11 protein-coding genes are annotated in these 13,476 nt (G+C 60.7%); 2 read left to right on the plus strand and 9 right to left on the minus strand.

Annotated features, from left to right (window positions below):
* Window positions 1–25: 25 nt before the first annotated feature.
* The 9 genes from PseuLF5_RS22175 to edd all read right to left on the minus strand — a co-directional run bounded on the left by PseuLF5_RS22175 (window position 26) and on the right by edd (window position 11,486).
* Entirely contained in the window at window positions 26–1,186 is a 1,161-nt protein-coding gene (locus tag PseuLF5_RS22175; RefSeq protein ID WP_123467136.1) for an ABC transporter ATP-binding protein, read from the minus strand.
* A gap of 2 nt (window positions 1,187–1,188) precedes the next feature.
* Window positions 1,189–2,034 (minus strand): carbohydrate ABC transporter permease, encoded by an 846-nt coding sequence (locus tag PseuLF5_RS22180; protein WP_042607262.1) that lies wholly within the window; start codon window positions 2,032–2,034, stop codon window positions 1,189–1,191.
* Window positions 2,027–2,935 (minus strand): carbohydrate ABC transporter permease, encoded by a 909-nt coding sequence (locus tag PseuLF5_RS22185; protein WP_123467138.1) that lies wholly within the window; start codon window positions 2,933–2,935, stop codon window positions 2,027–2,029. The genes PseuLF5_RS22180 and PseuLF5_RS22185 overlap by 8 nt, the downstream gene beginning before the upstream one ends.
* 153 nt (window positions 2,936–3,088) lie before the next feature.
* On the minus strand, window positions 3,089–4,390 hold the full coding sequence (locus PseuLF5_RS22190; protein WP_123467140.1) for an ABC transporter substrate-binding protein: 1,302 nt from the start codon (window positions 4,388–4,390) through the stop codon (window positions 3,089–3,091).
* Window positions 4,391–4,509: 119 nt separating this feature from the next.
* Entirely contained in the window at window positions 4,510–5,769 is a 1,260-nt protein-coding gene (locus PseuLF5_RS22195; protein WP_340134766.1) for a D-mannose isomerase, read from the minus strand.
* Between the two features lie 563 nt (window positions 5,770–6,332).
* Window positions 6,333–7,802 (minus strand): ATP-binding protein, encoded by a 1,470-nt coding sequence (locus PseuLF5_RS22200; RefSeq protein WP_128616502.1) that lies wholly within the window; start codon window positions 7,800–7,802, stop codon window positions 6,333–6,335.
* Window positions 7,792–8,523: a response regulator gene (locus PseuLF5_RS22205; RefSeq protein ID WP_123467146.1), complete on the minus strand. Its 732-nt coding sequence runs from the start codon at window positions 8,521–8,523 to the stop codon at window positions 7,792–7,794. Before PseuLF5_RS22205 ends, PseuLF5_RS22200 begins: the two co-directional genes overlap by 11 nt.
* 180 nt (window positions 8,524–8,703) lie before the next feature.
* Complete coding sequence (locus PseuLF5_RS22210; protein ID WP_186746672.1) at window positions 8,704–9,663, minus strand: glucokinase; 960 nt, start codon at window positions 9,661–9,663, stop codon at window positions 8,704–8,706.
* The gene (gene edd / locus PseuLF5_RS22215; protein WP_267799138.1) at window positions 9,660–11,486 is read right to left on the minus strand and encodes a phosphogluconate dehydratase; all 1,827 of its coding nucleotides are present in this window, start codon (window positions 11,484–11,486) and stop codon (window positions 9,660–9,662) included. The genes PseuLF5_RS22210 and edd overlap by 4 nt, the downstream gene beginning before the upstream one ends.
* 220 nt (window positions 11,487–11,706) lie before the next feature.
* Here edd and gap point away from each other — a divergent pair, with 220 nt between their 5' ends.
* Window positions 11,707–12,708, plus strand: coding sequence for a type I glyceraldehyde-3-phosphate dehydrogenase (gene gap / locus PseuLF5_RS22220; RefSeq protein WP_123467154.1), 1,002 nt, complete (start codon window positions 11,707–11,709; stop codon window positions 12,706–12,708).
* Between the two features lie 200 nt (window positions 12,709–12,908).
* Complete coding sequence (locus PseuLF5_RS22225; RefSeq protein ID WP_123467156.1) at window positions 12,909–13,436, plus strand: RNA polymerase sigma factor; 528 nt, start codon at window positions 12,909–12,911, stop codon at window positions 13,434–13,436.
* Window positions 13,437–13,476: the final 40 nt, after the last annotated feature.

The raw sequence follows: 13,476 nt of genomic DNA on the forward strand, positions 1-13,476 counted from the left end.
TGACCTCATTCCAACCTTGATCTGTTTACCGCCCCTTGAATTGCGCGACGTTCGCCGACCGCGCTTCGGCCTGCGCCTGGCCCGCAACGCCCAGACGCTCGCCAGTCTTGGCATCGAACAACAGCACTTTCGACGGATCGAATTGCAGCGTCAGGCTTTCGCCCACCTGCGGTGCCACGTCCGGTGCCAGACGGCAGCAGACCTTAGTGTCATTGAGGTTGACGAACACCAGGGTGTCCGGACCAGTCGGTTCGGTGACTTGCACTTCGGCCTTGATGCTCGGCAAACCATTGCCTTCGCCATTCGCCAGCACAATCTGCTCCGGGCGCAGGCCGAGGATCACTTCGCGATCTTCAAGCCCGGCGTCCTGCATGCCCATCGGCAACTCGCAACGGGCCTGGCCGCTGTCGAGCAGCGCCAGCAGCCGACCGTCCTTGCGCTGCAGGCGCAGCGGAATGAAGTTCATCGGCGGCGAACCGATGAAGCTCGCCACAAACAGGTTGGCCGGGTCGTTGTAGATCTCTTTCGGCGTGCCGAATTGCTGGATGATCCCGTCCTTCATCACCGCCACTTTGTCGCCCAGGGTCATCGCTTCGATCTGGTCGTGGGTCACGTAGACCGTGGTGGTTTTCAGACGCTGGTGCATCAGTTTCATTTCGGTGCGCATCTCGACCCGCAGCTTGGCATCGAGGTTGGACAGCGGTTCGTCGAACAGATAGATCTTCGGCCGCCGCGCCAGGGCACGGCCCATCGCCACGCGCTGCTGCTGACCACCGGAAAGTTGACCCGGCTTGCGATTCAGCAGGTGTTCGATCTGCAGAAGCTTGGCCACGCGCGCGACTTCTTCGTCGATCGCCGCCTGCGGCATCTTGCGGATCTTCAGACCGAACTCGATGTTCTCGCGCACGCTCATGGTCGGGTACAGCGCGTAGGACTGGAAGACCATGGCGATGTCGCGATCTTTCGGGCTCATGCCGCTGACGTCCTGATCGCCGATCATGATCGCGCCGCCGCTGATGGTTTCCAGACCGGCGATGCAGTTCATCAGGGTCGACTTGCCGCAGCCCGACGGGCCGACCAGGATCAGGAACTCACCGTCCTTGATCGACAGTTCGATGTTCTTCAGGGTGTCCGGCAGGCCGGCACCGTAGGTCTTGTTGACGTTGCGAAGTTCGAGCGTTGCCATGATTACCCCTTGACTGCGCCGGCCGTCAGCCCGCGCACGAAATACTTGCCTGCGACCACATAGACCAGCAGGGTCGGCAGCCCGGCGATCATCGCCGCTGCCATATCAACGTTGTATTCCTTGGCCCCGGTGCTGGTGTTGACCAGGTTGTTCAGCGCCACCGTGATCGGTTGCGAATCACCGCTGGAGAACACCACACCAAACAGGAAGTCGTTCCAGATCTGGGTGAACTGCCAGATCAGGCAGACCATGATGATCGGCGTCGACATCGGCAGAATGATGCGGCGGAAGATCGTGAAGAAACCCGCGCCATCCAGACGTGCAGCCTTCACCAGCGCATCGGGAATGCTCACGTAGTAGTTACGGAAGAACAGCGTGGTGAACGCCAGGCCGTAAACCACGTGAACAAACACCAGCCCGGTGGTGGTGCTCGCCAGGCCCATCTTGCCGAGGGTAAACGAGGCCGGCAGCAGCACGGTCTGGAACGGCAGGAAGCAGCCGAACAACAGCAGCCCGAAGAACAACTGCGAACCACGGAAGCGCCACATCGACAGCACGTAACCGTTCAACGCACCGATGGCGGTGGAGATGATTACGGCCGGCACGGTGATCTTGATCGAGTTCCAGAAGTAACCGTCAACCGTGGCCCAGGCCTTGACCCAGCCGATACCGCTGACCACGGTCGGCCAGCTCAGCAGGTTGCCGGTGCTGATGTCTTCCGGGGTCTTGAAGCTGGTCAGCAGCATGACTACCAGCGGCACCAGGTACAGGAACACGGCGAAAATCAGTACCGCGTAGATCGCGATGCGACTCAGGCTGATGGCAGGTTTGGCAGCGAGACTAGTCATGACGCTTGGTCCTCAGCTCGGAGTACAGGTAAGGCACGATGATCGCGAGGATCGCACCGAGCATCAGAATCGCACTGGCCGAGCCCATGCCCATCTGGCCGCGACTGAAGGTGAAGGAATACATGAACATCGCCGGCAGGTCGGAGGAATAACCCGGCCCCCCTGCGGTCATCGCCGCGACCAGGTCGAAGCTCTTGATCGCGATGTGGGCGAGGATCATCACCGCACTGAAGAACACCGGACGCAGGCTGGGCAGCACCACTTTCCAGTAGATGGTCGGCATGCTCGCGCCGTCGATCTGCGCAGCACGGATGATCGACTGATCGACACCGCGCAGGCCGGCGAGGAACATCGCCATGATGAAACCCGAGGCTTGCCACACTGCGGCGATCACCAGGCAGTACACCACGCGATCCGGGTCGATCAGCCAGTCCAGACGGAAGCCTTCCCAGCCCCAGTCACGCAACAATTTGTCCAGGCCCATGCCCGGGTTGAGCAGCCATTTCCACGCGGTACCGGTGACGATCATCGAGAGCGCCATCGGGTACAGGTAAATGGTGCGGATAAAGCCTTCGCGACGGATACGCTGGTCGAGGAACACCGCCAGCAGCACACCGATCACCAACGTGATGCCGATGAACATGCCACCGAACACCGCGAGATTCTTGCTCGCCACCCACCAGCGGTCGTTGTCGAACAGCCGGGCGTATTGCGCCAGGCCGGCCCACTTGTAGTTCGGCAGGAACGTCGAGGTGGTGAACGACAGCACGAACGTCCACAGGATGTAGCCATAGAAGCCAACCAGCACGATGACCATGCTCGGCGCCAGCACCAGTTTCGGTAGCCAGCGCTGCAGTGCATCGAACGGCGAGGCTTTGCTGAACACAGCAACAGAACTCATGGGGAAATCCAGTACGAAGGTAGAAAATTCACACGCTTTCCCCTTGTGGGAGCGAGCTTGCTCGCGAAGGCGTCCTGTCAGTTGATAGTTCGATTGCCTGACTCTCCGCCTTCGCGAGCAAGCTCGCTCCCACAGGGGCTACGGTGCTGGTGCTTATTTGGCCGACTGAACCGCCGCGCCCAGTTTCCTGGCCGCATCGGCCGGGTCGGCTTTCGGGTCGTTGATGTAGTTGGTGACTACGTCAAAGAACGCGCCCTGCACCGCCAGCGTGGTCGCCATGTTGTGCGCCATGCTTGGTTGCAGGCCGCCGGACTTGGCGTCCGCCAGGAAGTCCTTGGCCGCGGTCTGCGCGCAGGAGTCGAAACCGAGTTTCTCCATGTTGTTCAACATGTCGTTACGCACCGGGATCGAGCCTTTGTTGATGCTGAAGACTTTCTGGAAGTTTTCACCCAGCACGACTTTGGCGATGTCCTGCTGACCGGCCGCAGTGCCTTTGTCTTTCTGCTTGAACACCGCCAGGGAGTCGATGTTGTAGGTGAACGCCTTGTCGGTGCCCGGGAACGCTACGCACTCGTAGTCCTTGCCGGCGACTTTCTTGGCAGCAGTCCATTCGGACTTGGCCCAGTCACCCATGATCTGCATGCCGGCCTTGCCGTTGATGACTTTGGCCGCTTCCAGGTTCCAGTCCTGGCCTTTGCCGTCGACGTCCATGTAGGTCGCGACTTTCTTCAGCTCGGTCAGCGCCTTGACCATTTCCGGGCCGGTCAGCGCCTTGTTGTCCAGATCGACCAGGGCTTTCTTGTAGCCATCAACGCCCATGACCGACAGCACAACGGCTTCGAACACGGTGCTGTCCTGCCAAGGCTGACCGCCGTGAGCCAGCGGAATGAAGCCCGCTGCCTTCAGCTTATCGCCAGCAGCGTAGAATTCTTCGAGGGTGGTCGGGGCTTTGGCGATACCGGCTTTTTTGAATACTTCCGGGTTGATCCACAGCCAGTTGACGCGGTGAATGTTCACCGGCACGGCCACGTAATCACCGTCGTACTTCACGGTATCGGAGACTTTCTTGTCGAGCAGGCTGTCCCACTTTTCCGACTTGGCGACATCTTTGAGCACGTCGGTGTCAAGCAGGCCGGTCGACGCCCATTCCTGGATGTCCGGGCCTTTGATCTGGGCGACGCCCGGCGGGTTGCCAGCCACGGCACGGCTTTTCAGCACGGTCATGGCCGTGGCACCGCCACCGCCGGCGACAGCGCCGTCTTTCCAGGTGAAACCGTCTTTTTCGACTTGGGCCTTGAGCACATCAACGGCAGCTTTTTCGCCACCGGACGTCCACCAGTGCACGACTTCCACCGAACCTTTGGATTCGGCAGCGGAAACACTGAGAGGCAGAATTGCGAGCGGGAACAGGGAGGCGACAGAAATGACAGTAGCGAGGCGAGAAATCGCATTCATCTGAGATGTACCTTTCTTGTTGTTATGCATTGCAAGTCTGGTGCTTGCGCTGCATAGGAGTTTAAACAGGACGTTTCCCCTCGCAGGTAACGAAGGGACGCGCGAATGTCACCATATGGTTACACAGGACAGCTCTGGGACAACTGCGCCAGCGCAGTCGCCATGCTCGGCGACAAGGGTAGACGAGGGATCAGTACGGCTTGCCAGGCGTGGTACAGATCGGGTTTTCCCGGCCAGATATCGGCACTTGGCAGGTTTTGCGGATTGAGTTCGTGGTGCCAGCTGCCGTCGCAGCGGTCGATGAAATGGTTTTCGCAGAATTCCCAGAACAGTCGGTACCAGGCTTCGTATTGCGCATCGCCGGTGCGTTTGAGCAAGGCGCTGGCGGCGGCGCTGGCTTCTGCGTGCGTCCAGTGCAGGCGATGGCGCACCACGGATTGATTGTCCCAGTCGAGGGTGTAGACGATCCCCGGCGCGCCATCGACGTCCCAGCCGTGGCGGCAGTTGTTCTCGAACAGTTTTGCCGCATCAGTGGCAAGCCAGCCGGGTGTGAGCATGCCGGCCTGAACCCGCGCCGCTTCGAGGTGCAGCAACAGCCGCGCCCATTCGAAACCGTGACCCGGCGTGGTGCCGTAAGGGCGGAAACCGTCAGCGGGATTGTCGAGGTTGTATTCGCGCAGCGGTTGCCAATTGCGGTCGAAGTGCTCGATGACCATGTAACCGTTGGCGGCAGCATGACCGTGGATCACTCGCTCGACGATGCGTTGCGCACGGATCAGCCAGCGCGGATCTTCGGTGACATCGGCCAATGCAAGGAACGCTTCAGTCGCGTGCATGTTGCTGTTGGCACCGCGATAGGCTTCTTCTTCGCTCCAGTCGCGATTGAAGTATTCGCGCATGGCGCCCTCTTCTTCGCTCCAGAAATACGTGTCGATGATGTCGATGGCGTCATCCAGCAAGGCCTGGGCGCCGGGACGCTGTGCGACCACTGCAGAGCTGGCCGCGAGCGCGACGAAGGCATGCAGATAAGCGTTCTTGCCGGTATTGCCGTCGCGGTGTTCGGCGACCGCAAACCAGCCGCCGTGCAGTGCATCACGCAACGGGCCGCGCAGGGCCGCGATGCCGTGATCGACCAGGTCGGCGAAACCCGGCAGGCCCTGAATGTGGGCCATGGCGAAGCTGTGGGTCATGCGCGCGGTGTTCATGGTTTCGGCTTGCGCGTGCGCTGGCAGACGGCCGCGTTCGTCGAGATTGCCGAAACCTTCGGGCAGCTTTGAAGCCTTGGCGAATGCCAGCAGGCGCAGACCTTCGTCGGCGAGCCATTGCTGGTGGGCAGGGGCGTTCAGCCAACTGCTGAAGCCTGGGTGGAAGAGATCCATGGGTGGCCTTTTTTGTTGTTATGACTGCGGGCAGTCTAAACAACGGGTCGGGATGGGCTTGTAACGAAGGGGGCGGTTTTTGTCACTGATCCGTGACAAAGAGCAGCCCTCACCCCAGCCCTCTCCCGGAGGGAGAGGGGGCCGACCGCACGATACTGAAGAGTTACGTCGACCTGAAAGTGCCGTACCGAATCCACAATCGACTCAACGCATCAGGTCGGCGCAATTCGAATGAACAACGCGCTCAGTCCCCTCACCCCCCGGAAGAGGCAGCCAACCGAGGTGTAATAAGCTTTCCGCCGACCTGAAATACCGAGCCGATTATGGATTCGGCGTTGTACGGTCAGGTCGGCGTATCTCTGCAGCATCCCCCGATCAGTCCCCTCTCCCTTTGGGAGGAGGGAGAGGCAGCCAACCGGGGTGTAATAAGCTTTCCGCCGATCTGAAATACCAAGTCGATTATGGATTCGGCGCTGTACGGTCAGGTCGGCGTATCTCTGCAGCATCCCCCGATCAGTCCCCTCTCCCCCCGGGAGAGGGCTAGGGTGAGGGGCTCTTTTGAGCTAATCCACCGAGCGCGGCAGTTGCAGGGTCACGCGCAACCCACCCTCACGCAGGTTCTGCAACGTCACCTCACCGCCATGGCTATGGGCAATGTTACGTGCGATGCCCAAACCCAGACCATAACCCTGCTGCTGCCCCGCCAGACGAAAGTGTGGCTCGAACACCTGCTCCAGCCGCTGCTCCGGCACACCCGGGCCTTCATCGTCGACGTGCAGGACAAACGCGCGCTCATCGTCGTCGATGTGCAGATGAGCGTTCTGCCCGTATTTCAACGCGTTGTCGATCAGGTTACCGATGCAGCGTTTCAGCGCCAAAGGCTTGCCCGGATACGTCGCCAGCGCCTTGCCTTGCTGGGTCACGCGGCCATTGCCGTTGGGCGCCAGATACGGCTCCACCAGACAGTCGAGCACATGGTTCAGGTCCACCGGCTCGATGTTTTCGTGGATATCGGTGTCTTTCACGCACTGCAATGCGCCTTTGACCAGCAACTCCAGCTCATCCAGATCGCGGCCGAACTTGGCTTGCAGTTGCTCGTCCTCCAGCAGCTCGACGCGCAAGCGCAGGCGGGTGATCGGCGTGCGCAGATCATGGGAAATCGCACTGAACAACTGGCTGCGTTCGGTCAGGTAGCGGCTGATACGTTCGCGCATGGTGTTGAACGCACGGCCCACTTCCACCACTTCGCTGCCGCCGCCCTCGGCCACCGGTTCGACGTCGGCGCCCAGCGACAGATCCCGCGCCGCCCGCGCCAGGCGCTTGAGCGGCCGGCTCTGCCAGTGCACCAGCAGACCAATGAACAACAGCAAAAAGCCGCTGGTGAGCACGATGAACCATACCTGCTGCGCCGGCAGACCTTGTTCTTCAAGACTGGTGTAGGGCTCAGGCAACAGCGAGGCGATGTACAGCCATTCGCCCGGCGCCATCTGGATCTGCGTGACCAGCACTGGCGGGTTCACCGGTTCCAGGGTCAGCGCGTAATGCGCCCAGGAGCGTGGCAGTTCGTCGAGCTTCAGGCCGGCATTGAAGATGCGCAGATCTTCAGGACTGACGAAGGTCACCGAGATATCGGTGTCATTGCCCAGCGACTGGCGCAGCACTTCATCGACCGCTTTCATCACCGCAGCCTTGCGCGGGGTGACCGGCAGCACATCCATGCCCAGCGGTTTGTCGTTAAGCGTCACCACGAACCGCGTGCCGCCCATGCTGCGCAATTGATCCAGCACCAGAGGCCGATAAGCCACCGGCAACGAGCGGAAGTAACTGACGCTGGCGGTCATCGAATGGGCGAGGCTGCGGGCGCTGGTGACCAGCCCTTCAAGCTGCGTGGCGCGCAGTTGCGAGACCCAGATCACACTGGACAACGTCTGTGCAAACAACACGGCGAGCAAGGTCAGCAGCAACATCCGCCCGAGCAGCGAACGCGGCACCGGCACCCTGGCAGCAAGTTTGCGCAGCGACTCAGTGACCATTGCCGGCAACCACGTTGGCTGCCAGTTGGTAGCCGCTGCCGCGTACGGTGCGAATCAGTCGTGGCGGTTTTTCCGTGTCGCGCAGGCGTTGGCGTAACCGGCTGACGGCCATGTCGACGATGCGATCGAGCGGCATCAGGTCGCGGCCACGGGTGGCGTTACCGATGGTGTCGCGGTCGAGGATTTCCTGCGGGTGGTCGAGAAACAGCTTGAGCAGGGCGAAGTCGGCGCCGGAAAGAATCACTTCCTCACCGTCGGTGTGGAACAGCCGATGGCTGACCATGTCCAGCCGCCACTCGTCGAAGGCCAGCACTTCACTGCCGCTGCGTTCGTGGGCGAACTGCGCGCGACGCAGCAACGCCTTGATCCGTGCTTGCAGTTCGCGAGGGCTGAACGGTTTGCCGAGGTAGTCGTCAGCGCCGAGCTCCAGACCGATCACCCGGTCGGCCTCGTCGGAACTGGCGGTGAGCATGATGATCGGCACCTGCGCCTGACGCGGATGCTGGCGCACCCAGCGGCAGAGGCTGAAGCCGTCTTCGTCGGGCAGCATGACATCGAGGATCACCAGGTCGCTCGGCGCCTCGTTGAGGGCCTGGCGGAAACTGGCACCATCGGCGGTGGCCCGTACCTGGAACCCGGCACGGGTCAGGTAGGTTTCCAGCAACTCGCGTATTTCCTGGTCGTCATCGACCAACAATATCGACTTGTTGACTGAGCTCACTTCGAAGGCATCCTTGTTGTTGGAATTGGGGCGGATTATGCCTTAAGCATCAAACTAACAAACACCACAGAACCACTGTGGGAGCGAGCTTGCTCGCGAAGGCGTCATTACATTCAACATTTGGGTTGACTGATACTCCGCATTCGCGAGCAAGCTCGCTCCCACAGGGGGGATTGCATTTCAGGTTGGGATTGATTGGTCCAGGGCCACACCCGCACCGACCAGCCCCGAATACGGCGCTGTCACCAGCCATACCGGAATGCCCTTGAAGTAATCGCTCATGCACCCTTTGTCAGCAAAGCTGCGGGCGAAACCGCTTTCGAGGAAGAAATCGGCAAAGCGTGGAATCACACCGCCAACGATATACACCCCGCCACGTGCACCCGTGGTCAACACGTTGTTACCCGCGACGCGTCCGAGCCAGCAGCAGAACTGCTCCAGCACTTCCAGCGCAATCGGATCACCCGCAAGGCCAGCTGCCGTAATCGCTTCCGGCGTGTCGAGTACGGGCTCGTGGCCATCCACCGCGCAGATCGCCCGGTACACCCGCGGCAAGCCGCCACCGCTCAACGCGGTTTCCGCGCTGACATGGCCGATTTCGTTGTGGATGTGCTGCCAGAGTTGAGTTTCACGCGGGCTGCTCAACGGCAGATCGACGTGCCCGCCCTCCCCCGGCAACGCCGCGAACCGGCCCTCGCCAAGATCCAGCAACGTGCCGACGCCAAGGCCAGTGCCCGGACCGATCACCACCGCCGGACGCAACGGCTCCGGCGTGCCTTCGCAAACCACGCGGAATTCGCCCGGCTGCAAGCGGGTCATGCCCAGCGCCATCGCCGAGAAGTCGTTGACCAGCAACAACTGCTCGACCTGCAAGGTCTGGCAGAACGCCGTACGGCTCAGGCGCCAGTGGTTGTTGGTGAACTTGAATTCATCGCCACTGACCGGACCGGCCACCGACAGGCACACCGAACCGATCGAACCCGGCGCCAGACCGAGGCCGCTCAGATAGAGGCTGATGGCCTCCTCCGGGCTGGCATGGTCGGCCGTGGCCAGCACTTGAACCGATTCCAGTTGCTGGTTTTTCCACAACGCGAACCGCGCGTTGGTGCCTCCGATGTCACCGACCAAAGCCAGTTTCAATTAAGCGTCTCCAGGGCAGAAGTGAAGGCGCTGGCGCCCTGCTCCGCCGAGCTGAAGGCCAAACGCATGAAGCCAAACAGTTCGCGGCCACTGCCGATGTTGTTGCCCAACAGGCCTTTGGCGGGTTCGCGCGCTGCGAATTCGGCGGCGTCGACCTTGAGTTCCAAAGTACCTTTGACGCCATCGACGCGGATGATATCGCCCTCTTGCACCCGCGCCAAAGCACCACCGACATAAGCCTCGGGGCTGACGTGAATCGCCGCCGGGATTTTCCCCGACGCGCCGGACATCCGCCCGTCAGTCACCAGCGCGACTTTGAAGCCGCGATCCTGCAGCACGCCAAGGAACGGCGTCATCTTGTGCAACTCGGGCATGCCGTTGGAGCGCGGGCCCTGGAAGCGCATCACCGCGACAAAATCCTTCTCCAGCAAACCGGCCTTGAACGCGTCAGCCAGATCCTGTTGATCCTGGAACACCATCGCTGGCGCCTCGACGATCTGGTTTTCCAGCGCGACGGCGGAGACTTTCATCACCCCGCGGCCGAGGTTGCCTTCCATCACCCGTAAGCCACCCTCTGGCGAGAATGCGCGAGCGACCGGCCGCAGGATGTTTTCGTCGAGGCTGTCGGTCGGGCCTTCACGCCATACCAACTGGCCGTTATCGAGGAACGGCTCCTTGGTGTACTGGCTCAGGCCGTGGCCGAGCACGGTGTTGACGTCTTCGTGCAGCAGGCCGGCTTCGAGCAGTTCGCGGATCAGGAACGACATGCCGCCCGCCGCTTGGAAGTGGTTGATGTCGGCTTTGCCGTTCGGGTAGACGTGGCTCAGGGTCGGCACGACTTCGGAGAGGTCGGCCATGTCCTGCCAGGTGAGTTGAATACCCGCGGCCATGGCGATGGCCGGCATGTGCAGGGTGTGGTTGGTCGAGCCGCCAGTGGCGTGCAATGCGACGATCGAGTTGACCAGCGCCTTCTCGTCGACGATTTCGCCGATCGGCATGAAGTTGCCGTTCTGCTTGGTCAGGCGCGTGACCTGATGCGCGGCTTCGCGGGTCAGGGCATCGCGCAGCGGCGTATTCGGGTTGACGAACGAGGCGCCCGGCAAGTGCAGGCCCATGACTTCCATCAGCAACTGGTTGGTGTTGGCGGTGCCGTAGAAGGTGCAGGTGCCCGGGCTGTGGTAGGACTTCATCTCCGATTCCAGCAGCTCTTCACGGGTCGCCTTGCCTTCGGCGTACTTCTGCCGCACGTCGGCTTTTTCCTTGTTGGAAATCCCCGAGACCATCGGTCCGCCCGGGACGAAGATCGTCGGCAGATGACCGAAACGCAGCGAACCCATCATCAGGCCCGGGACGATCTTGTCGCAGATGCCGAGCATCAGCGCGCCATCGAACATGTTGTGCGACAGCGCCACCGCCGTGGACATGGCGATCACTTCGCGGCTCGGCAGGCTCAGCTCCATGCCCGGCTCACCCTGGGTCACGCCATCGCACATGGCGGGCGTGCCGCCAGCGAACTGGCCGACCGAACCGATTTCGCGCAGGGCATTTTTGATCTGTTGCGGAAACACTTCGTATGGCTGGTGCGCCGAGAGCATGTCGTTATACGACGAAACAATGGCGATGTTCGCCGAGTTCATCATCCGCAGGCTGTGCTTGTCTTCGCTGCCGCACCCGGCCACGCCGTGGGCGAAGTTGGCGCATTGCAGCTTGCCGCGCATCGGCCCGTCAGTGGCGGCGCCGCGAATCAGTGCAAGGTAAGCCTGACGCGTGGCGCGGCTGCGGGCGATAAGCCGTTCGGTGACCTCAAGGACGCGGGGATGCATGTGTAGAACTCCAGGCTAACGGATGTGGCGACCTGATTGTCTATGCTGATCAAACGCCGTTGTTGTTGGAATGACAGACGGCTTTTTTGACCATTCGGACCAGTTGATTCAGGTCACTCGTTGTAGATAAAACAAAATATTGCCACTAAAAAGGCTTGTTTTCTATTTTTATGCGAATAATCTTGTAATTCCAACAACAAAACGACGGCGGCGCTGTTCAATGACTCTTCGAATCGCAATCAATGGTTTTGGCCGCATCGGCCGTAATGTCCTGCGCGCACTGTATACCCAAGGCTATCGACAGGATTTGCAGATCGTCGCCATCAACGATCTGGGCGACAGCTCGATCAATGCCCATCTGCTCAAATACGACACCGTTCACGGCACGTTCGACGCGCAAGTCGAGCATGACAATGAAAGTCTGACCGTCAACGGCGACCGCATTGCGGTCAGCGCGATCCGCAACCCGGCCGAACTGCCATGGGCGGCGGAAAAGATTGATGTGGTGTTCGAATGCACCGGTCTCTTTACCGATCGCGCCAAAGCGGCCGCGCATATTACGGCCGGTGCACGCAAAGTGATCATCTCGGCCCCGGCCAAAGGCGCCGACGCCACCGTCGTTTATGGTGTGAACCACGACATTCTGCGCCAGTCGCACCAGATCATCTCCAATGCATCGTGCACCACCAACTGCCTGGCGCCAGTGGCGCAGGTGCTGCACCGCGAGCTGGGCATCGAAAGCGGTCTGATGACCACCATTCATGCCTACACCAACGACCAGAACCTGACCGACGTCTACCACACCGACCCGTACCGCGCACGTTCGGCCACGCAGAACATGATCCCGAGCAAGACCGGCGCCGCTGAAGCGGTAGGCCTGGTGCTGCCGGAACTGGCGGGCAAGCTGACCGGCATGGCCGTGCGCGTGCCGGTGATCAATGTGTCGCTGGTGGATTTGACCGTGCAGCTGAAAAAGGAAGCCAGCGCCGACGAAGTCAACGCGCTGATGAAGGCGGCCAGCCAGCACTCGAAAATTTTGGGTTACAACACGTTGCCGCTGGTTTCCAGCGACTTCAACCACAACCCGCTGTCGTCGATCTTCGACGCCAACCACACCAAAGCCAGCGGCAAACTGCTGAAGGTGCTGGCCTGGTACGACAACGAGTGGGGCTTCTCCAACCGCATGCTGGATAACTGCCTGGCGCTGTGCAACGCCGAGTAATCTCAAGTAATCCCCCTATCCCTGTGGGAGCGAGCTTGCTCGCGAAAGCGGTGGGTCAGTCGCTAGTTGAATTGGCTGACACTACGCCTTCGCGAGCAAGCTCGCTCCCACAGGGTTTCGATTTCAATTTGAAATCAACACTTGACCATTGAGCTAGATGATAAATATTATCATTCGCTCAAAATGAATCAGGTTCCCCCGTGAGTCAGTCGCGCTTCCACCACGTCTTCCTCACGCAGCGCACTTCGCTGCTGCGTACGCTGGAACGGATGGTCAACAACCACAGCACCGCCGAAGACCTGCTGCAGGAAACCTACCTGCGCGTGACGCGGGCGTTGAGCGAGCGGGCCGTCGATCACCTCGAACCCTTTGTCTTCCAGACTGCACGCAATCTGGCGCTGGATCATTTGCGTGCGCGCAAGATTCACTCGCGAACCATGGTCGACGACGTGCCGCAGGATGTCGTGCACAGCGTCGCGGCCCCTGCCAGCAGCGCCGAAGACGCCGCCCACGCCGAACAATTGCTGGAGCGCCTGAACGTGAGCCTCAGTCAACTCAGCCCCCGCCAGCAGCAGATTTTCATCCTCAGCCGCCTGCACGGGCACAGCTATCAGGAAATCGCCGACGAGTTGAACGTGTCCCTCAGCACCGTGCAGAAGGAACTCAAGCTGATCATGTCGATCTGCATCGGTGTCGCTGAACGACACGACAGCAGCGGCAAGCTGTAAGCTTCAGGCCCCAAGTAAAAACCAAAAGCAGTACACGCAT

The sequence above is a fragment of the Pseudomonas sp. LF-5 genome, assembly GCF_037626295.1.
Lineage (GTDB): Bacteria > Pseudomonadota > Gammaproteobacteria > Pseudomonadales > Pseudomonadaceae > Aquipseudomonas > Aquipseudomonas monsensis.

Bases quoted from the DNA above. Each gene is read 5' to 3' on its own strand.
- PseuLF5_RS22175 (WP_123467136.1), bottom strand. From the start codon at position 1,186: ATGGCAACGCTCGAACTTCGCAACGTCAACAAGACCTACGGTGCCGGC.
- PseuLF5_RS22180 (WP_042607262.1), bottom strand. From the start codon at position 2,034: ATGACTAGTCTCGCTGCCAAACCTGCCATCAGCCTGAGTCGCATCGCG.
- PseuLF5_RS22185 (WP_123467138.1), bottom strand. From the start codon at position 2,935: ATGAGTTCTGTTGCTGTGTTCAGCAAAGCCTCGCCGTTCGATGCACTG.
- PseuLF5_RS22190 (WP_123467140.1), bottom strand. From the start codon at position 4,390: ATGAATGCGATTTCTCGCCTCGCTACTGTCATTTCTGTCGCCTCCCTG.
- PseuLF5_RS22195 (WP_340134766.1), bottom strand. From the start codon at position 5,769: ATGGATCTCTTCCACCCAGGCTTCAGCAGTTGGCTGAACGCCCCTGCC.
- PseuLF5_RS22200 (WP_128616502.1), bottom strand. From the start codon at position 7,802: ATGGTCACTGAGTCGCTGCGCAAACTTGCTGCCAGGGTGCCGGTGCCG.
- edd (WP_267799138.1), bottom strand. From the start codon at position 11,486: ATGCATCCCCGCGTCCTTGAGGTCACCGAACGGCTTATCGCCCGCAGC.
- gap (WP_123467154.1), top strand. From the start codon at position 11,707: ATGACTCTTCGAATCGCAATCAATGGTTTTGGCCGCATCGGCCGTAAT.